The sequence below is a fragment of the Campylobacter sp. BCW_4321 genome, from assembly GCF_001763075.1.
Lineage (GTDB): Bacteria > Campylobacterota > Campylobacteria > Campylobacterales > Campylobacteraceae > Campylobacter_D > Campylobacter_D jejuni.
Genome location: NZ_MJYA01000059.1, coordinates 516 through 19,840, shown reverse-complemented (window position 1 = coordinate 19,840; position 19,325 = coordinate 516). Strand labels below are relative to the sequence as shown.

17 protein-coding genes and 2 pseudogenes are annotated in these 19,325 nt (G+C 28.8%); 5 read left to right on the top strand and 14 right to left on the bottom strand.

The annotated features are described in order from the left end of the window. On the top strand, positions 1-1,512 hold a 1,512-nt coding region (locus tag AJN58_RS06415; RefSeq protein ID WP_070292115.1), incomplete at its 5' end, for a flagellin. 27 nt (positions 1,513-1,539) lie between these two features. On the opposite strand, the gene AJN58_RS06410 is transcribed toward AJN58_RS06415, so the two are convergent. Genes AJN58_RS06410 through pseI form a run of 4 tightly spaced genes read right to left on the bottom strand, consistent with a single transcriptional unit; the run spans position 1,540 to position 8,283 of the window. After that, positions 1,540-3,438, bottom strand: coding sequence for a motility associated factor glycosyltransferase family protein (locus AJN58_RS06410; protein ID WP_070292111.1), 1,899 nt, complete (start codon positions 3,436-3,438; stop codon positions 1,540-1,542). Further along, positions 3,419-5,386, bottom strand: a complete 1,968-nt coding sequence (locus AJN58_RS06405) for a motility associated factor glycosyltransferase family protein (RefSeq protein WP_070292109.1) — start codon at positions 5,384-5,386, stop codon at positions 3,419-3,421. Before AJN58_RS06405 ends, AJN58_RS06410 begins: the two co-directional genes overlap by 20 nt. Positions 5,387-5,401: 15 nt before the next feature. Further along, positions 5,402-7,255 carry a motility associated factor glycosyltransferase family protein gene (locus AJN58_RS06400; protein WP_070292107.1) on the bottom strand — a complete coding sequence of 618 codons (1,854 nt, stop codon included), beginning with the start codon at positions 7,253-7,255 and terminating at the stop codon, positions 5,402-5,404. Continuing rightward, positions 7,252-8,283 (bottom strand): pseudaminic acid synthase, encoded by a 1,032-nt coding sequence (gene pseI, locus AJN58_RS06395; protein WP_070292105.1) that lies wholly within the window; start codon positions 8,281-8,283, stop codon positions 7,252-7,254. Before pseI ends, AJN58_RS06400 begins: the two co-directional genes overlap by 4 nt. Positions 8,284-8,539: 256 nt before the next feature. Between pseI and pseA the strand changes: the two genes are divergently transcribed. From pseA to AJN58_RS06380, 3 genes are read left to right on the top strand one after another with little or no spacing between them, the layout of a single operon-like run. Further along, on the top strand, positions 8,540-9,676 hold the full coding sequence (pseA, locus tag AJN58_RS06390) for a pseudaminic acid biosynthesis protein PseA (RefSeq protein ID WP_070292104.1): 1,137 nt from the start codon (positions 8,540-8,542) through the stop codon (positions 9,674-9,676). Continuing rightward, the gene (hisH, locus tag AJN58_RS06385) at positions 9,673-10,278 is read left to right on the top strand and encodes an imidazole glycerol phosphate synthase subunit HisH (RefSeq protein ID WP_083265176.1); all 606 of its coding nucleotides are present in this window, start codon (positions 9,673-9,675) and stop codon (positions 10,276-10,278) included. The genes pseA and hisH overlap by 4 nt, the downstream gene beginning before the upstream one ends. After that, entirely contained in the window at positions 10,279-11,025 is a 747-nt protein-coding gene (locus AJN58_RS06380) for a HisA/HisF-related TIM barrel protein (protein WP_070292100.1), read from the top strand. It abuts the gene before it with no gap. On the opposite strand, the gene pseH is transcribed toward AJN58_RS06380, so the two are convergent. The 3 genes from pseH to pseF are packed head-to-tail and all read right to left on the bottom strand — an operon-like array spanning position 10,990 to position 12,963. Beyond that, complete coding sequence (gene pseH, locus AJN58_RS06375) at positions 10,990-11,463, bottom strand: UDP-4-amino-4,6-dideoxy-N-acetyl-beta-L-altrosamine N-acetyltransferase (protein WP_070292098.1); 474 nt, start codon at positions 11,461-11,463, stop codon at positions 10,990-10,992. The genes AJN58_RS06380 and pseH overlap by 36 nt on opposite strands. Further along, positions 11,460-12,281, bottom strand: coding sequence for a UDP-2,4-diacetamido-2,4,6-trideoxy-beta-L-altropyranose hydrolase (gene pseG, locus AJN58_RS06370; protein WP_070292096.1), 822 nt, complete (start codon positions 12,279-12,281; stop codon positions 11,460-11,462). The genes pseH and pseG overlap by 4 nt, the downstream gene beginning before the upstream one ends. Next, positions 12,265-12,963: a pseudaminic acid cytidylyltransferase gene (gene pseF / locus AJN58_RS06365; protein WP_070292094.1), complete on the bottom strand. Its 699-nt coding sequence runs from the start codon at positions 12,961-12,963 to the stop codon at positions 12,265-12,267. The genes pseG and pseF overlap by 17 nt, the downstream gene beginning before the upstream one ends. A gap of 80 nt (positions 12,964-13,043) precedes the next feature. Between pseF and AJN58_RS06360 the strand changes: the two are divergent. Further along, positions 13,044-14,257, top strand: a pseudogene (locus tag AJN58_RS06360) (DUF2920 family protein). Here AJN58_RS06360 and AJN58_RS06355 read toward each other — a convergent pair. The 7 genes and pseudogenes from AJN58_RS06355 to AJN58_RS06320 all read right to left on the bottom strand — a co-directional run bounded on the left by AJN58_RS06355 (position 14,250) and on the right by AJN58_RS06320 (position 19,247). Then, complete coding sequence (locus AJN58_RS06355) at positions 14,250-14,474, bottom strand: hypothetical protein (protein WP_002854125.1); 225 nt, start codon at positions 14,472-14,474, stop codon at positions 14,250-14,252. The pseudogene AJN58_RS06360 and the gene AJN58_RS06355 overlap by 8 nt on opposite strands. Positions 14,475-14,476: 2 nt before the next feature. Beyond that, positions 14,477-15,196 (bottom strand): formyltransferase family protein, encoded by a 720-nt coding sequence (locus AJN58_RS06350; protein WP_070292092.1) that lies wholly within the window; start codon positions 15,194-15,196, stop codon positions 14,477-14,479. After that, positions 15,196-15,921, bottom strand: a complete 726-nt coding sequence (locus tag AJN58_RS06345; protein ID WP_044779423.1) for a GNAT family N-acetyltransferase — start codon at positions 15,919-15,921, stop codon at positions 15,196-15,198. Before AJN58_RS06345 ends, AJN58_RS06350 begins: the two co-directional genes overlap by 1 nt. After that, the gene (locus AJN58_RS06340) at positions 15,908-17,416 is read right to left on the bottom strand and encodes an amino acid adenylation domain-containing protein (protein WP_044779422.1); all 1,509 of its coding nucleotides are present in this window, start codon (positions 17,414-17,416) and stop codon (positions 15,908-15,910) included. Before AJN58_RS06340 ends, AJN58_RS06345 begins: the two co-directional genes overlap by 14 nt. Next, positions 17,376-18,217, bottom strand: a pseudogene (locus tag AJN58_RS10580) (AAC(3) family N-acetyltransferase). Before AJN58_RS10580 ends, AJN58_RS06340 begins: the two are co-directional and overlap by 41 nt. 37 nt (positions 18,218-18,254) lie before the next feature. Beyond that, positions 18,255-19,013 carry an SDR family NAD(P)-dependent oxidoreductase gene (locus AJN58_RS06325; RefSeq protein WP_252365424.1) on the bottom strand — a complete coding sequence of 253 codons (759 nt, stop codon included), beginning with the start codon at positions 19,011-19,013 and terminating at the stop codon, positions 18,255-18,257. A gap of 3 nt (positions 19,014-19,016) precedes the next feature. Continuing rightward, positions 19,017-19,247, bottom strand: a complete 231-nt coding sequence (locus AJN58_RS06320) for an acyl carrier protein (protein WP_044779421.1) — start codon at positions 19,245-19,247, stop codon at positions 19,017-19,019. Positions 19,248-19,325 lie beyond the last annotated feature (78 nt).

The window sequence follows — 19,325 nt, the reverse complement described above, 5'->3', positions numbered from 1 at the left end:
CAAACTGCTGATAAGGCTATGGATGAGCAACTTAAGATCTTAGATACTATCAAGACTAAAGCTACTCAAGCAGCTCAAGATGGTCAAAGTTTAAAAACAAGAACCATGCTTCAAGCCGATATAAACCGTTTGATGGAAGAGCTTGATAATATCGCAAATACTACAGCTTTTAATGGCAAGCAACTTTTAAGTGGAAATTTTACCAATCAAGAATTTCAAATCGGTTCAAGTTCAAATCAAACTATAAAAGCAAGCATTGGACCAACTCAGTCTTCAAAAATCGGTGTTACAAGATTTGAAACGGGTTCGCAAAGCTTTACTTCAGGTGTGGTAGGACTTACTATAAAAAACTATAATGGTTTAGAAGATTTTAAATTTGATAGTGTTGTGATTTCAACCTCTGTTGGAACAGGACTTGGAGCTTTAGCTGAAGAGATTAATAAAAGTGCCGATAAAACAGGAGTTAGAGCAACTTATGATGTAAAAACTACAGGAGCTTATGCTATAAAAGAAGGAACTACTTCTCAAGACTTTGCTATCAATGGGGTTATAATTGGTCAAATTTCTTATAAAGACGGAGATAATAATGGTCAGTTAATCTCAGCTATCAATGCGGTTAAAGACACAACAGGAGTTCAAGCTTCTAAGGATGAAAATGGTAAGCTTGTTCTTACTTCAGCTGATGGTAGAGGGATTAAAATCACTGGAGATATAGGAGTTGGTTCTGGAATTTTAGGAACACAAAAAGAAAATTACGGAAGATTATCTTTAGTAAAAAACGATGGTAGAGATATTAACATCAGCGGAACCAATCTTAGTGCTATAGGTATGGGAACAACTGATCTTATTTCTCAATCTTCAGTATCTTTAAGAGAATCTAAAGGTCAAATCGATGCAAATATAGCTGATGCCATGGGCTTTAATTCTTCTAAAGGCGGAGGAAAACAGATATTAATAGGTTACAGTGATGCTGCCTCTTACATGAGTTCTGCTGGTTCAGGATTTTCTTCTGGTTCAGGATTTTCTGTAGGTAGTGGTAAAAATATGTCTGTTACCATATCTTCTTCTGTTACTTTTTACTCTTCTATGTCAACAGCATCTGGTATTTATACTGTTTCTAAAGGTTCAGGTTTTTCAGAAGGTTCAGGAAATTCTCAATTTGCACTTTTAAAAACTTCAGCAGGTAATAAAGCTGGAACAGTAGATAAGAGTGCAGGTGTAACTACTCTTAAAGGTGCTATGGCTGTAATGGATATAGCTGAAACTGCTATAACAAATCTTGATCAAATCAGAGCAGATATTGGTTCGGTGCAAAATCAACTTCAAGTTACTATAAACAACATCACCGTAACCCAGGTTAATGTTAAAGCAGCAGAATCAACTATAAGAGATGTAGACTTTGCAAGCGAGAGTGCGAATTTTTCAAAGTATAACATACTTGCACAATCAGGCTCATATGCTATGAGTCAGGCAAATGCTGTGCAACAAAATGTTTTAAAACTTTTACAATAATCTTTCTAAAGAGCAAAATTTTGCTCTTTAGATCAAATTTCTTTTTTCTAATTCATTTTGCAAAGGAATGATAGCTTTTTTTAAGATGGTATTTTGAGTGTTAGTAAGTTCATAAATGCTTTCGATTAAAGATTCATGAGCGTAAAGCCAAGCAAAAAGTTTGTTTTGTTTTTCGCTTTCATTTTGAATACTTTGCACATACAAAGGTGATAAAATAGCTTCTTCATGATGAAGTGTTGGGCCTAGAATTTCAAACAAAAAATTATAGCGATTAGAATCTAAACGAGTTTTAAATTTATCTAGATTTTGATTGATTTGATCTAGGGTAAGTTTAGATTTTTCTCCTTTTAAAGAGGCTAATTGGTTTTTGATTTTTTTGCATTCTTTTAAAAAAGTTTGTGTTAAGGTCATTTGTTTTTTGATTTTTGTATAGGCTTTTAGCATCAAGGTGTTTTTTTGAATTTTAGAAAGTTTAGGAATTTTAACAAAAGGTTTTTTTAGTTCTTTTTTAAGTAAAGCTTCACACATTTCTTTAAATGGTTTTTCTATAGCTCCTTCTATCCTAGCCCCACCTTCGGTGCAATTATAAGTTTTTATTTTGTCTTTGTTTGATGCTATAAAGCTTTCAAAAATTTCTCTAAATATGGTCCAAACTTCAGAGCTTTGAACTGTTCCTTTTCCTCCATAAGCTACAGTCATATATTTGTTAAAATCTCTTTGATGGTGCCCATCATGGAGTTTTTCGTGGATAAAGCCTTTTGAATGAGAACTTCCATCTTTTGCGTAAGCTAGATCTTGTCCTATTAAAATAATGTTTTTATAATTTAGATTGATAGCTAGTTCATAGTTCATATGAGCAACGCTTAAACCACAGCTCATATAGCCAAATTCATTAAGTTCTACTGAGCTAGCAAAAGGCAAAGGTCTAGTGACTAAGATATAGGATCTTTTGTTTTTTTCAAGATAAGAAATTGTATTTTTGTGCACTAAAGAAGTTACAAGAAAAGTAATTCCTTTATCAAAATCTTTAAAATCATTATTAAAACATTCTGCTGTGATGTCATCTCTTTCCATCATGCAAACATAATCAGGCTTTATGTTATGTTTTGCTAGTATAGCATAAGCACTATCAGCACAAAAAATAGTTGCTTTATTTGTATATTGTTTAAGTAAGGGAAGCTGTTTTTCAAGACTAGGCCCTGTAGAAACTATAATGGCCACATTTTCATTTTTGGTATTTCTTCTTTTTTTAAGCAAGGTTTGATAACTTGGATGTGAGATCATTTTTGGGATATTTCTTACAAATTGTTCTATCCCTTGCATAGCATCTTTAGGATCATTACCTTTTTTTAAGCTAATGTTTTTAATAGCCTTTAAATTTAAAGTATTAATTTTTAAAGTATCTTCTTTGTAGTTTTTATAAAAATCAGAATGTAAATGTAAATTATAAGTTTTAAAAAAGCGATCAATAGGACTTAAAGAAAAAATAATATCTGCTTTTGCATAAGTCATTTCTGGAGTATGGATTAAAATAAATCTACCTTTTCTTATATTTTCGCTGAAGTCTAATAAATTTAAAACTATAAAAATAATTTCAATTTCTTTTTCAAATATAACTATTCTTTTATGATTTTCATTTTGAAGTAAAGCTTTGTATAAAATTCCATTTCCAAGACCGTAAAAAAATAAAGCCGGATATCTTTTATAATCTTTGAAAAATTCAATTTTTTTCTCCAGTTCACTTAAAGGGTTTTTATAAAGTGTTTTTAAATTTCTTTTTTGAATGATATTGATATTTAAATTATCTTTTCCAAAAGTATAGGAAAATTCTCTAAGTTCTTTTATTTTGACTAATTTTTCTTTAAGTTTATCGTATTCCTTGCCATTCATGGCTTTTACATTTTTGTTAAAAATTGTATTTTGCATTTATTTTCCTTTTGTATTTTTCTAAATTTCTTTGAGTTAATTCATTTTCTAAAGGAATGATATTTTTTATCAAAGCTTTTTCTTGTGCTTCTATGTGAGTATAAATCATTTTAAAAAATTCTATATGTTCTTTAACCCACAGTAAAGATTTTTTATAAGAATCTTCTGAAGTTTTTGGATTTAAAACAAAAATTCTTGCTAAATTAAGTTCAAATTGAACTAATAAGGTTTTTAAAATTTCGCATAAATCCAACATATTTTTTCTATCTTCAAGCTTGAATTTTATTTTGTCTATTTCTTGGATAAGATAGTTTAATATTTCTTTACCTTCATCTAAATTTGAAATCAAATTTAGATTTGAAAAACTTTCTTGTATGTGGTTATAAGATTTTAAAAGTTCTTTTTTAAAATTTTTGCAGTGATTTATACTTTTTATAATCTTGTAATAACATTTTAATAAAAGTTCATTTTGTTTATGACTGCTTAATGGATCTATTTTTGGAAAATTTTTATTTAAATTGTTTTTAAGTAAAGCTTCACATGTTTTTTTAAAAGGTTTTTCTATAGCTCCTTCTATCCTAGCTCCACCTTCGGTGCAATTATAGGTGTTACAAAGTTCTAATTGATTAGCCTCATGAATTCTTTTTTCTAAAAAAAATCTAAATAAACTCCAATAAAAAGAGCTTTCCACAAAACCCACTCCTCCATAAGCTATGGTTCTAAAATGTCCAAAGTCTCTTTCATAATGACCTTTATGTTTGTTAAGATTTCTATAATCTTTTGTATGGGAAAACCCATCATTAGAATAAGCTAAATCTTGTCCTATGAAAATAATATTTTTGTGTCTTAAAAATACAGCTAATCCATAAGCTACATTTGCGACGCTATGTCCTTCACATAGCTCTCCAAATTTTTTTAGTTTTAAGTATGTTGTAAATTCTGAACTACGATGAACTAACATAAAATTTCTATTGTTTTTTTCTAAATTTTTTATAGTTTGAGGATGGGTTAAATGGGTTGTGATAAATAAAATATCCTTATCAAAATCACCAAAATTATTATTAAAAAATTCTGAGGTTAATAAAATTCTTTCTAAAGATACAACATAATCAGGTTTGATATCATGTTTTGCTAAAATAGGATAAGAAGAATCTGCTGATATGATTGTTGCTTTATTTGCGTATTTTTTCAAAATAGGAAGTTGTTTAGTAAGAGAAGGTCCTGTTGAAACGATAATAGCAGTATCACTAAGATTTTCTCTTTTTTTAAGAAAATCTTGATAAGCAGTATGAGTAATCATTTTAGGAAGATTGTAGATAAGTTGCTCTATTCCTTGTAAATTATCTTTAGAATCATTTCCATATAATAAAATCGAGTTTTTAAATTTTTCTATTAAATCTTTATTTAATTTTAATATATATTTTTTATCTTTCTCATAGTAATCGCTACTCAATTCTAGAAAATAAGTTCTTGAAAATTGAAAGAAAGGATTGCTTGAACATAAGTCATAATAATCTTGAAATTCTAAGGAGTTAATATCAAGTATTATAAGTTTATTTTCTTTTAATTCTTGCGAAAAATCCATAAGATGAAGCATGATCTTGATAATTTCTAATTCTTTTTCAAAAACAACTATATGTTGGTGATTTTTATTTTGAAGTAAGGCTTTAAATAAAATCCCATTTCCAAAACCATAAAAATACAATACAGGATAAAGTAGATATTTATCATTATAAATATTAAGCATGGAGTTTAATTCATCTATAGCATTTTTATAAAGAAAGGTGTTATCGCTTGTATTTTTTAAATTTATATCTAAATTATCTTTGCCTAAAATAAGCTCAAATTTACTTGATTTAATTTGTTTTAAACTTTCCTTTAAAACAGTATTGTTTAAAGCATTGATATTTCTATTAAAAAGTTTAATTTGATTTTGATTAAATTTCATAATTTTTCCTTTTATTTATGAAATATCGTCATTTTCGTATTTTTTTAAAGCTTCTTTTATGATTTGGTTTTGAGTATTTAAATACTCAAAACTTTGCAACCACCATGTTTTTTGACTGGTTAAAAAGTCTTTAATTTTTTTATTTTGTTCTAAATCATTTAAAACTTCATAATGCATAATTTCGCATTCGTTATGATAATATATGGCTTGAGTGAGTTCATTGAAAAGTTTTAATTTTTTAAACTCCTTAAAAAAAAATAGAAGATTTTGCTTAATTTTTATTAGAGTTTGTAAATTAAGTTGAGATTTGCTAAGTTCAAAGTCAAGTTTTTTTAGTTCATTTTGACATTTCTTTATAAATTTTTCACTTTGTTCGACATTTTTAATTAGCAGTTTTTGAGTTTGTAAAAATTTATTTTTTGTCTCATTGTTTTCTAAAATTTTAGGTTTCTCAAAAGGTTTTTTTAGATCTTCTTTAAGTAAAGTTTCACACATTTCTTTAAAGGGTTTTTCTATGGTTCCTTCTATCCTAGCACCCCCTTCGGTGCAATTATAGGTGTTGATTTTTAATTTTTCTTTTGCCCAGAAAATATCTTTTTCAAAGGTTTGTCGGAACAAGTTCCAAGTGAGTTGAGTTCTTACTTGTTTTTCTCCCCCATAAGCAAGTGTATAAACTTCACCGCGTATTTTCTCTCCTTCATTTCCATAGATATGCTCTCTTGGATGAGAGCTTCCATCTTCTGCGTAAGCTAAGTCTTGTCCTATGAAAATGATATTTTCATGCCTTAGACTTGCAGCTAGTTCATAAACCATATTAGCAACACTTGCTCCAATTCCAATATAACCAAATTCTTTAAGATTTAAAGATACGGCAAAGTGCAAAGGGCGATGTACTAGCATATATTCTCTATTATTTCTTTCAAGAAATTCAATAACTTCTTTATGAACCACCGAAGCTAGGATAAACAAAATTCCTTTATCAAATTCTTTAAAATCATTATCAAAACACTTAGAAACTATATCATCTCTTTCTAGCATACAAACATAATCAGGTTTTATATCATGTTTTGCTAAAATAGGATAAGCACTATCAGCACAAAATATAGTAGCTTTATTTGCATACTTTTTTAGTAAAGGCAATTGTTTGGTTAAGCTAGGTCCTGTTGAAACAATAATGGCGTTTTTAACTTTTTGTTTTCTTTCTTTTAAAAAATTTTGAAAAATTCCATGGTTTAAAAGTTTAGGAAGATTATTAAGCATGTGTTTGATACCGATAATAGAATCATAAGGATCATTTCCTTTAGCTAAAACGATAAAACGAATATTTTCAATAAGCTTTTTGTTAAGTTCTTGTATTTGATGAGTATAGAATTTAAGATAAAAATCACTATGTATAAAAAGATTAAAAATTTTCACACTTTTTTGTATGTATTCATACATAAAAAGTGTTGTAAGTTGTGCAGTGGTAATGCTTAAAGTATGAAAGAGTATTAATTTTTCATCTTTTAACTCTTTAGTGAAATCAAAAAGATGTAAAGCTAGGGCTAAAATTTCTAGCTCATCTTCAAAAACGATGATGTGTTTATGGTTTTTATTTTCACACAAGGCTTTGTAAAACATACCATTTCCAAAACCATAGAAAAATAATACAGGATATTTTTTATACTTATTTTGAAAAAGAGTTAAATTTTCTAAAAGCTCTTGATTAGGATTTTTATAAAGCGTAATATCATCTTTTATAAAATTGATTCCATTTTCATTTTGTAGTATTTTAAAATCGTTTTTTTTTAAAGCACGTAATTTATACGCTAAAATTTGATCAACTTCAAATAAAGCTTGAGTGTTTTTTAAAAAAAGATCTTTATTCATCTAAAATCACTTTCTTTTAAAGCATCGCCAAATTTTATATCTTTAGTAGCTTTTTTTCCTAAAAGTTCTTGATAAAATTTAGGATGTAGTCCAAAAGAAGGACGTACGGATTTTACATTTTCTTCGCTGAAAATTTCACCTTTTTTGATATCCTTATTTGCATATAAGCTTCTTGCAAAAACACGATTTTTAAGAGCTTTTTCATCTAAGTCTAACTTGCCATCGCCTAAGGCACTTTCGGTCTGTCTAATCGCATCTACCATAGTTTTAAATTCATCAAAATCAAGACTAAATTTACTGTCTTCACTTTCTATATTTTTATCTAACATAAAATGTTTTTCTATCACTCTAGCTCCAAGTGCTACTGCTATAATGGGAGCTAAAGAGCCAAAACTATGATCGCTTAATCCCACTTCAACATTAAATTTTTCTTTTAAACTTACCATAGCTTTTAAATTCATATCTTCTATGGCAGCAGGATAAGCTGAAGTACATTTTAAAAAGATTAAATCAGAATTTTTTTCTTCTTTGAAAATTTCACATATTCTAAAAAGCTCTCCTTCTGTAGCAATGCCCGTTGAAACGATAGTAGGTTTTTTTTCTTTGGCGATTAAACGCACGAAATTTTCATCATTAGCTTCAAAAGAAGCGATTTTATAAGCTATAGGATCAAAGCGTTTTAGAAATTCTAAATCTTCTTTAGCAAAAGGACTTGAAAAACAAAGTATGCCTTCATTTTGTGCGGTTTCAAAGATTTGAGAATGCCATTCATAAGGAGTTTTTGCACTTTCGTAAAGCTCATAAAGTTTTCTTTTATCCCAAAGCCCTCCTTTGATGATGAAATCTTTTTTGTCGCTATTTAGCGTAAGACTATCTGCAGTGTAAGTTTGGATTTTTATCGCATCAGCTCCTGCTTTTTTAGCAGCTTTTATACTTTTAAGTGCCATTTCAAGATTTCCTGCGTGATTTGCGCTAAGTTCTGCGATGATAAAAACCTTTTTATCGGTGTTAAAATTTCCTATTTGCATGTATTTCTTTCTTTGGTAAATTTCCTACTAAAAATGATATATAATTATATTATATATTTCTTCAATTTATATATTTATATTATATAAATATTACGACTTTGTTATGATTTTGCTTAGTTTTCTTCAAAAAAATGCCATAGGGATTTAAATCATAGAATTCATTCATTTTTTAATTTTTATATAATATAAATATATAAAATTATAAAATAAAATTTAATTATAACGATATATATTTAAGGCTAATTAAAGGAAATTTATGAAATTTTGCAAAAAATGTGTGATGCCAGATACTAAACCTGATTTACATTTTGATGAAGAAGGAATTTGTGATGCTTGTCGTTCTCAAGAAGCTAAAAATCAAAAAATCAATTGGCAAGAAAGAGAAAAAGAATTTTTTGAGCTTGTAAAAAAATACAAAAAACATCCTGTTTATGATTGCGTTATCGGAGTAAGCGGTGGAAAAGATTCTACTTTTCAAGTGGTTAAAATGCTTGAACTTGGACTTAATCCTTTGTGTGTGTGTTTTGAGCCTAGTGTGCCTACGAAAATAGGGCGCAAAAATTTAGACAATTTAAATCATTTGGGCGTAGATTTGATCCATATCAAGCGTGATCCAAAAGTTTATCAAAAACTTGCCCGTGAAGCTTTTATAAGAACAGGGGATAATGAGTGGCAAAACCATTTGGGAATTTTTACTTCTGTTCCACGCATAGCGGTAAATTTTGGAGTGCCTTTGATCATCTGGGGGGAAAGTCCGCAGATAGAGTATGGTGGTCCTGCGAGTAGTAAAAATAAAAATATTTTAGGTAGAGAGTGGCTTGAAGAATTTGGTGGACTTTTAGGAAATCGTGCTTCTGATATGCTTGGGGTAAATGCCATCACTGAAAAAGATTTGTTTTTATATACTTATCCAAGCGATGAAGAACTTCAAAGAGTAGGGGTTACTGGGCTATTTTTAGGGTATTATTTTAAATGGGACTATAAAAAAATTCTTGAAATTTCTAAAAAATATGGTTTTTTAACTCTAGATCATCCTGTTGAGACTACTTATGAAAATTTTGAAAATTTAGATTGTTATTCTAATCATGTGCATGATTATTTAAAATACTGTAAATATGGCTTTGGTAGAGCAACAGATAATGCTTGTTTGGATATTCGTTTAGGTTATATCAGCCGTGAAGAAGGGGTGCGTTTGGTGCAAAAATATGATGGTAAACCCCCTAAAAAAGCTATTAAAAAATACCTTGAATTCAGTGGTTTTAGCGAGGAAGAATTTCAAAAAATAGTAGATTCTTTTACCAATAAAAAAATCTTTAAACGTGATGAAAATGGTAAATTTATAAGAGATTATGATGGTTCTTTGGTAAGAAAAGACGAGTGTGTTTTAAAATGATAGCGCTCATTGATTACAAGGCGGGAAATTTAAACTCCGTTGCTAAGGCTTTTGAAAAAATAGGAGCTACAAATTTCATAGCTAAAAATCCAAAAGATTTGCAAAAAGCAGATAAATTGCTTTTACCCGGAGTGGGATCTTTTAAAGAAGCAATGAAAAATTTAAAAGAACTTGGTTTTATAGAAGCTTTAAAAGAGCAAGTTTTGGTGCAAAAAAAACCTATTTTAGGCATTTGTTTGGGAATGCAGCTTTTTTTAGAAAGGGGCTATGAAGGTGGAACTTGCGAAGGACTTGGTTTTATAGAAGGTGAAGTAGTCAAATTTGAAGAAGATTTAAATTTAAAAATCCCACACATGGGTTGGAATGAACTTGAAATTTTAAAACAAGAACCTTTATATCAAGGTATAGAAGATAAGAGTGATTTTTATTTTGTACATTCTTTTTATGTGAAATGCAAAGATGAGTTTGTAAGTGCTAAAGCACAATACGGGCATAAATTTGTTGCATCTTTGCAAAAAGATCGTATTTTTGCGACGCAGTTTCATCCTGAAAAAAGTCAAAATTTAGGCTTAAAACTTTTAGAAAATTTTATAAGGCTTTAAATGTTAAAAACTAGAATTATCCCTTGCGTGTTATTAAAAAATTCTCAACTTGTTAAAAGTATAGAGTTTAAAGATTTTCGCACTATAGGGCATTTAACTTCAACGATGCGGATTTATAATGCACGCAATGTTGATGAGCTTATTATCTTAGATATAGATGCTTCAAAAAGTGGAGAAATAGATTTTGAAAGTATAGAAGATCTTGCTAAAGAATGCTTTATGCCTTTAACCATAGGTGGGGGGATAAAAACTCTTGAGGATATACAAAAGATTTTAAATTTAGGTGCGGATAAAATTTCTATCAATTCTAAGGTCTTAGAAGATATAGATTTTATAAGTAAAGCGGCTAATCGTTTTGGTTCTCAATGCATAGTTTGCTCTATAGATGTTAAAAGAAAAGGGGATCAATTTTGTGTTTATGATAGGGGAAATTTACTTGAAAAAAATCCTTTAGAACTTGCTTTAGAATACGAAAAAAAAGGAGCTGGAGAGCTTCTTTTAACTTCTGTGGATTTTGAGGGAAAAGCAAAGGGTTATGATTTAGAACTTTTAAAGATCTTTCAAAATAAACTTAAAATTCCTCTTATTATCAATGGAGGACTTAGCAATCCAAGTGATGGAGTTAAGGCTTTAAATTTGGGTGCTGATGCTTTAGCTGGAGCTTATATTTTTCATTTTTCTAAGTATACCCCTAAAGATATCAAAGAAGAATTAGCTAAGCAAGGTTTTGCAGTTAGATTGCTTTAGGCAAACATAATAGAAATCTTTATCTTCATCATAAATAGTAAAATGATTTTGTTGATATAATTTTAAAGCTTTGTGATTGCTTTTAAAAACATAAGCTTTAAGAGTATTTACTTTTAAGTTTTCAAAAGCGTATTTTATAATTTCATTCATTAAAATTTGTCCTACACCTTTTAAATCAGGTTTTGCATAAAGTCCAAATTCGCAAGATTTAGTTGTGATATTGACAAAATCAATCACACCAATAATCTGTTCATCTTGAAAAACTAAAAAATATTTTTTACTAGAATCTTGATATAAGCTTTTTATAAATCTTAAATGTTCTTCAAAATCAATATATTTTGTTTTCATAAATTGACTGATGTCTGGGTGATTGCGCCATTTAAAAATCAGCTTTATTTCTTGAGAATTAAGTTCTGTGAAATTTTTAAGTTTTATCAATGCCTATACTCCACTTCATAGCCTTTTTGAGCTAGCCAATTGGCTAGTTTTTCTTGATTTTTAGCAACACAGATGGCTTTAAAATTTGCTTTTAAAAGTAAGGCTTCATTGATTAAAGAACTTGCACTGATGATGAGTTTATTGCTTTCATTCATAAGCTTTGCTAGATTTTCATCTATAAAAAGTTTGATATTTTCATGATCTTTTATAAATTTTTCAAGTTTTGCAAGATTGGGATTTGACGAGCTTGTGGCGATAGCAATTTTTTTATTCCTAGGTAAATCAGAAGCAAGACTGATAGAAAGGTTTTTTATATCAGTTCCACCTATGCAAATGAAAAAATCATATTTTTTTTCTCTATTTTCTTTAGCCTCTTGATAAAATTCTTCCCTGATTAAGGCATAAGAAAAACCACATCTTACTTCGCATTTAAAAGGCACTAAACCTTCATAATCACTTGCTTTTGAGTAAGCATTGACATTGAGCAAAATGTCACAATGATGAGGCTTTATTTCATCATCAAAGCTTAAGATTTTCACTCCTGTTTCAAGCTTGATCAGCTTTTCATCATCTACACTGATGCCATAGTGATCAATGATTAGAAGTTCAAATTTTTCTTCTTTGATGAGATTGATAAGCTCGTAAATACTTTCGCTACTAAGCTCATAAACAGGATAAGGAATTTCATCGATCAAAGAGCCTTTTAAAGATAAACAAGCAAAGCTTACATCATCGTATTGTTTAGCTAAGACTAGATCGCGTTTAATGTGTCCAAAGCCTATTTGACTGGAGCTATCGCTTCTAAAAAGCACTTTCATGATTTACCTTATAAAGTATTTTTGCAAATTCTAAATCTTGCATGGTGTCTATATCGCAAACTAAATTTCTTGGTAATACAAACGCACTAGAATGAGGTTTAAACATAAAATCTTCTTCAAGCCAAGCTTTACTTATACCAAAATAAAAAGCCCCTGCATCATGATAAGCTTTTATTAAGTCTTGTGAGCGGCTTTTATAGTGTTTTTCATCAAACATATAAACTTGATTGTTCTCATTTAGATAAAAAGCCCTTTGTATAGGATACTCAAACTCAGTAGCAGCAAATAAAAACTTGCTTTGATTTTGGATAAATTTTTCATAGGCTTGTTTTAAAATGTCTTTGTTTAACAAAGGAGCAGTAGCATAAAGGCAGCAGACATGATCATAAATTTTATTTTGGCTTTGTAAAATTTCTATGGCATTTTGCACTACAGCAGTGCTTGAAGTATAATCATCGCTTAATTTTTTATCACGTATAAAAGGAGCTTTTGCACCGTATTTTAAGGCTACTTCTATGATTTCTTCATCATCACTTGTAAGCACCACTTCATTAAAAATGCCTGAATTTAAAGCATTTTCTATGCTATAAGCGATTAAAGGTTTACCTAGAAAATCAATGATATTTTTTCTAGGAATTCTTTTTGATCCACCACGAGCAGGGATGATACAAAGATTTTTCATAGTTAAGCCTTGTTTTTTTGTGTTTTATTTTACTAAAATTTAAGTATAATTGTCTTTAAAATAAAATAAAAGGCTTAAAATTGCTCATAAACCAAACCTTTGAAATCAATTCTTGTGATGATGTAGAACTAGGTATTAAAAGAACCAGTAAGCTTGAATACCGCATAAGTTATGATAATGAAAAAGATATTAAAGCTATAGTTTTTATAATAGGTGGTTTTGGAGCTAATGCAAATATTTCTTTTTTAGATTTTGATAGAGAGTATATTGCTAAAAATTTTGATGTTGTAGCGGTACATGTTTTTTATCATTGTTTTTGTACAAGACAAAGTATCGATCAAAAGCACAATCCAAAGCTTATTCCTAATCAAGATGATTTAGAGCGTATCAATGGTATTTTAAAAATATTAATTTAGGGCATTTATTTGCCAATGAAGATAATTTTGAACAAATTATCCCTCTTATAGAACAAAGGGCTGGAGAGATTAAACAAGCAGGTTTAGTTGATGAAAGCCAAAAAATAGAACTTTTTTGCGATTTTGTCCCACCCAATGGTGATTATCAAAACTATGGTATTATGGCAGCTATTGATCATATCAATGCTTTAAAAGATTTAGTGAAACGCTTTCCAAAATTTGCAGATTTACCAAAAATTTATGTGGGGGGGGGGTCTTATGGAGGATACTTATCTTTACTCATAGCAAAAATAGCTCCTTGGTATGTGGATGGCGTGATTGATAATTCAGGACCTGCCTTGCCTCCTTTGCAATTTATACTGGGAAGGGAGATTGATTCTCCTGAATTTGTTTTTAGTTCTAAAGATTTAGATTTGTACTGTTTTTTAAAAAAACATTGGACACGAAAAGAAAATGCGTTGTATTTTTTCAATGATGTAAATTATATGATAAGAGCGTTGTTAAATTTAAAGCATCTGCAAATTTTATCTGAAGTTTCAAAAAATATTATTTTTATAACTTATCATAGCGCTAAAGATGTTAAAGCACCAGCTAAGGATAAGATCATGCTTTATGAGATTTTTAATACTTTAGGTTTTGATGCTACTTTAAATTTGATAAAAGATGAAAGTGAGGTTGATGGAAGATTTATAAAAGACTTAAATCACGGTATGAGAATAAGTGATAAAGCCTTATTTAGAAAAGAACTTCCTTTAATGCTTAAAAAATTGCAAAAAAGAAAATCTTTTATGCAGGAAAATTCCATCTCTTATCCTTGCGGCGATAAAATTTTTACCTTTAAAGATAAGGGAGATAAATTTGTTTTATGTATCAAATAAAAGCTTGTTCTATCATGTTTTTAATGGCTTGAAAGCTTTCAAAATTTTCAGGTGTGATAAATTCTGCTTTTAAGGGTTTTTTGTAAAATTTTTCTATTTCAGCAACCAAAGCCATGATATCAATACTATCGATAAAATCTTCACTTACTAGATTTTCCATACTCTCATTGATATCTGTTCTTTCTATATTGATAAAAAATTGTTTGATTTCTTGCATTTTTATTCCTTTGTGATTTTTAAAATGGTATTATCGCTTAAATTTAAAATTAAATCAAGTTCATTGATCTCATAAAATAAAATTTCTTTTTCCTCTCCTAAGATTTTTAATCTAGCCTTAGGTACTCCGCTTAAAGCGCCACAGTCCATAGCCCTTAAAAAACGAGAAATTTTTTCTTTATCCCAAGTAAGATCTAAATAACCCTCATTTGGCAAAGCCAATTTTTTGTGATACCCCCCCCCTAAAGTTTGAATTTTAAAGATCTTATTTTCTAAATTCTTTAAAGCTTCTTTAAATGAAGCTATAGCAAGTTTGTGTTGGGCGTCTAAAAGACTTAAGGCAGTAAAATTATCATCAAGCTTTATTTCTTTTTGAACTAAAATCGCACCCGTATCGATGCTTTCTTCAGCCATGTGCCAAGTAATACCTGTTGTTTTATCATTTTCCCATATGCTCCAAATTCTTGCATTACATCCTTTATGAAAAGGCAATAAAGCATTGTGATAATTTATAATTGTATTATTTTGCACACATTCTTTTTTGAAAATATAAGAATTATTCGCACTAACAATAAGGCAATTTTTAAGATTTTTACAAAAATCATCTAAATTTTCTATATTTTTTACAAAAATCACTTCTTGCTTAAAAAAATCGTTAGCTATTTTTTGGCATTCTTTAGCGACTTTTCCTGTACCTATGATATAAATGTGTGAGTAAGTCATTAGAAATTCCTATAAAATTTTAAATTAATATGATTAAAACAAAAACCCGCTCTTTTATAAAAATTAATGGCTTTTTCATTTTTTTCTTCTACAAAAAGTTTAAAGAATTTATTTTGAGTATTGGCTGCAAAATAATGATTTAGTAAAGCAAAAGCCACATTTTTATGCTTTAAATTTCTATCTACGGCTATAAAATCTAAAAAATTAGTATTGAGAGTTTGAGTGTAGATCAAAGCAGCATGAATTTTTTCATTTTCTTTATAAACAAATATATTAGGTATTTTTTCTTCAAGATTTTTTTGTGAAAAATAAAACAAATATGAATCAAAATATTTTCTAAAAAAGCTATAAAGTTCTTTACTATCTTCATGTAAGGCTTTGGAGATAAAGCAAAAATTACTCGGTTTTATCTCTTTTTTAAGCACCATTTGTTTGTGATTGAGTATTTTTTTAAAATGATTAAGTTTTAAAAATTCATCATGCAAAACATGATTAGGGGTTTTGCTTAATATTTTTATATAACATGCCTTTAAATTATAATCTTGCAAATCATTGATAAAATAATACAACAAACCATCTGTACGATTAAAAAAGAAAAAATTATTATTTTCATGTTTTTCTAAGATAAGTTCTTGTTTTAAAATTTTCTCTTGGATTAGATTAAAATTATCATAACAATTGCTTAATTTAAATCCTTCATAAAAAGCTTTTTCAAATGAGTTCATGTAAGGCTTTCCTATCGATTTTACTGTTTTGATTAAGCTTAAATTTGTCAATTTTAATAAAATTTTTTGGGATCATATAAGAAGGTAATTTATCTTTTAAAAAAGCTTTAAGATCAAGCTCATCTTTGCTTTCATAAAAACAAACAATATCTTCTTTAAAAATACAAGCGCTGTTTTTTATATTTGGATGAGAATTTATCATGCTTTCTATTTCTCCAAGTTCTATCCTATGCCCCATGTATTTGATTTGATTATCCGCTCTTCCATAGCATAAAAGTTCGCCAAATTCATTATAAGAAACGATATCTCCTGTTTTATAGAGTAAATCTAAATAATTGTCATGCAAAGGATTTTGTATAAAAGCTTGTTTGGTTTTTTCTTTGTCATTATAATACCCTAAAGACAAAGAAGTTCCACGCACGAAAAGTTCCCCTTTAATGCCTATTTGTTTAGGACTTATGAAATTCATATTTTCATCAAAAACTAAAAGTTCTGTATTTTTACACGCTTTGCCTATAGGTAAAAGTTCTTCATCTTTAAAAGTGCGATTGATGATATAAAAAGAACATACATCGGTGATTTCTGTTGGGCCATAAAGGTTGGCAAATAAAGCATTGGGTAAGTGTTTACGCCAAATATTTAGCTGTTTATTGGGCATGATTTCACCACAAAAAAGTATCTTTTTTAAGACGTTTAAACTAAAATTATTCAAAGCTTCAGTATTCGCAAAATAAATCAACACCGAAGGTACCCAAAATATAGTGCTTACTTTTTCTTTTTCAAGGCATTCTAAAATTTTATTTGGAAAGGCAAAAAGATGATTAGGTAAAAGGTGTAAAGTTGCTCCTGATTTTACACTTGAAAAAATATCTAAAATGCTATTGTCAAAATAAAATGGTGCTTGATTGGCTAAAATTTCATTCTCATCAAATTTAAAAGTCTCACATACCCAAAAAGTATAATCAATCACACTCTTGTGTGTTATGCTGACTCCTTTAGGAATACCTGTGCTCCCACTTGTAAAAAGAACATAGAGTAAATTAGTATCTATATGTTTTTCTTTTGCAGTTTTTATTAAACTCTCATCTATATTAAAACTTTCAAAGTCTTGTGTATAAAGTGTAGGCAAATCTAAGTTAAAATTTAAGTCCTTTGAAGTGATAAAAAGTTTAGGTTTTAAAACCTCTATAACTTTTTCTACTCTTTCTTTAGGACTTTTTTCATCTAAAAGGGTATAAAAATTTCCACTTAATGCCACTCCAAAAAATGAAATCAAACAATCAATCCCTTTAGGTAAGATGATTAAAACAGGAGCTTGAGTAGGATTATCATTTCCTAGCTTTCTTAAAATTTCACTGGCTAGTTTTTTAGAAAAAAGATCAAAGCCTTTATAAGTGATTTCTTTTCTTTCTTTGGCAAAAGGTTCAATAAAGGCAGTTTTTTTACTAAAATTTTCAACGCTTTTTTCTAGAAAGTTGTAGATGTGGGTGAGCATGATTTTCCTTTAATTTTTTTAAATCAGTTAATAAACAATAAGCATTTTTTTCTAAAGCTCTTAAAGTTGCGCTTAAATATCCATTTGCATTTATATTTACAATGCTTGAATTGGCAAAATTTTCTATTTTAAAATTATTATCTTGTTGTAGAATTTGAATTTGTTTATAAACATCTAAATCTGAATCCATATTTAAATCTCTTATATAATAATTAATTTTTTTATTTTTATTTATACCATTTTCAAGAGCTATTTTACCTTTAAATTCTTTAAAATATCTATAAGGTACTTGCGCTTTTTCTTCGATGAAATGTGTAAAAGTGTATCCATTGATCTTAGATCCAAAAAGAATTATTTCCCCATTTGTTTTAGAAAGCATATCATAAACACAATTTTGACCAAAACAACTTTTTGTATCTTTTAGAAAAAGTTCTTGATTTTTTTCCTTTGATGGCAAAAGAAAAAATAGGATCATTTGTTCTTTTTACCCCCCCCCCATAATCTAAAAAATTCATTTAAAATTCCAACTTTGCATTTAGAATGAAATTTATCATAAATTTGATTTTTACAAAAACTATAAGTAAAAGTAGGCATAATTAAAGTACCATTTTTACCTATGACTTCTAAAAATGCTTCAATATAGATACTAAGATGATCTTTTTTAGGTATTAAAGGAATGCCAAAATTAAAAAGTTCTGTATGCACGCAAATAGTATTACCTTTTTAAATTTCTAGTTTTTCTAAAGTTTCTATCAAATCTTTTTTTGTGTAATTTATATTATTTGCTCTTAAAAATTCTATAGCTTATCCTTTTATATTAAATTTTTTAGATGGTTATTTATATCTCCCCCCCCCCAGTTATCATTACATCTTGACCTGTTATCCATGAAGAATCTTCACTAAGTAAAAAACAAGCCATAGGAGTAATGTTTTCAACTTTTCCTACTCCTAAAGGATAGGTTGAATCGGCTATTTTTTTATAATCTTGTAAGAAATTATTTGTTTTTAGCAAAGGAGTTTCGACTAATGCCGGTGAAATTGAATTTATACGAAATTTAGGAGCAATTTCAAGAGCTATAGATTTAATAGATGCTATAATCGCCGCCTTGCTTGCAGAATAAAGGCAAAGTCCTTTTGTGGGTACAGATGCTGCAGTTGAAGCTATCCATATAAAACTAGAACCCTCTTTAGTGCGTGCTCTTCGATCAACTATACCTTTTAATACTTGCAAATTTCCAAAATAGTTGATATCAAAGAGTTTTTTAGCTTGTTGAATATAGTCTATGCTTCTAATGCTAGTATTTATGGAAATTCCTGCGCTAAAAACAGCTCCATTAAATCCACCAAATTCTTTACAAAGATCCAAAGTCCAAGAGTCTAACTTTTCATAATCAGATAAATCCTTACTGATGCAAATAAAATTGTCTGGAAATTGGGCTTGATTTTTTTGAGATTCAAGTTTTTGTTCATCTCGTGCAATTGCCACTACTTTAGCGCCAAGATCATTTAAGGTTAGAGCAATATGCGCACCCATGCCACTGCTTGCACCCGTAATTAAAAAACTTTTATCCCAAAAAGTATTTTCTTTAAAAATCATAATTTAGTCTTTTAAATGATCTTTGGCTAAAGCTATGAGATCTGAAACATTTTGGCAATTTCTTAAAACATGTCCTTCGATTTCTAGATTAAATAATTGATTATAAAGAGCACTAACTGATAACAATGCCAAACTATCATATTCTTCAACTTCGTTTAAATCTTGATCTTCTTTGAGCGTATAATCTAATTGTATAGCATTAGATAATTCTTCTAAAAATTCTTTTTTTGTCATTTTTTCTCCTTTTGGTAAATTTGAACTTTTTTGCATATAAAATCAGTATCTAAAGTAATAAGAGCATTTGCCCAACTA

What these genes read in the sequence shown, in the direction of transcription:
- AJN58_RS06410 (WP_070292111.1), bottom strand. Translation starts at nt 3,438, where the DNA reads ATGCAAAATACAATTTTTAACAAAAATGTAAAAGCCATGAATGGCAAG.
- AJN58_RS06405 (WP_070292109.1), bottom strand. Translation starts at nt 5,386, where the DNA reads ATGAAATTTAATCAAAATCAAATTAAACTTTTTAATAGAAATATCAAT.
- AJN58_RS06400 (WP_070292107.1), bottom strand. Translation starts at nt 7,255, where the DNA reads ATGAATAAAGATCTTTTTTTAAAAAACACTCAAGCTTTATTTGAAGTT.
- pseI (WP_070292105.1), bottom strand. Translation starts at nt 8,283, where the DNA reads ATGCAAATAGGAAATTTTAACACCGATAAAAAGGTTTTTATCATCGCA.
- pseA (WP_070292104.1), top strand. Translation starts at nt 8,540, where the DNA reads ATGAAATTTTGCAAAAAATGTGTGATGCCAGATACTAAACCTGATTTA.
- hisH (WP_083265176.1), top strand. Translation starts at nt 9,673, where the DNA reads ATGATAGCGCTCATTGATTACAAGGCGGGAAATTTAAACTCCGTTGCT.
- AJN58_RS06380 (WP_070292100.1), top strand. Translation starts at nt 10,279, where the DNA reads ATGTTAAAAACTAGAATTATCCCTTGCGTGTTATTAAAAAATTCTCAA.
- pseG (WP_070292096.1), bottom strand. Translation starts at nt 12,281, where the DNA reads ATGAAAGTGCTTTTTAGAAGCGATAGCTCCAGTCAAATAGGCTTTGGA.
- pseF (WP_070292094.1), bottom strand. Translation starts at nt 12,963, where the DNA reads ATGAAAAATCTTTGTATCATCCCTGCTCGTGGTGGATCAAAAAGAATT.
- AJN58_RS06355 (WP_002854125.1), bottom strand. Translation starts at nt 14,474, where the DNA reads ATGCAAGAAATCAAACAATTTTTTATCAATATAGAAAGAACAGATATC.
- AJN58_RS06350 (WP_070292092.1), bottom strand. Translation starts at nt 15,196, where the DNA reads ATGACTTACTCACACATTTATATCATAGGTACAGGAAAAGTCGCTAAA.
- AJN58_RS06345 (WP_044779423.1), bottom strand. Translation starts at nt 15,921, where the DNA reads ATGAACTCATTTGAAAAAGCTTTTTATGAAGGATTTAAATTAAGCAAT.
- AJN58_RS06340 (WP_044779422.1), bottom strand. Translation starts at nt 17,416, where the DNA reads ATGCTCACCCACATCTACAACTTTCTAGAAAAAAGCGTTGAAAATTTT.
- AJN58_RS06325 (WP_252365424.1), bottom strand. Translation starts at nt 19,013, where the DNA reads ATGATTTTTAAAGAAAATACTTTTTGGGATAAAAGTTTTTTAATTACG.
- AJN58_RS06320 (WP_044779421.1), bottom strand. Translation starts at nt 19,247, where the DNA reads ATGACAAAAAAAGAATTTTTAGAAGAATTATCTAATGCTATACAATTA.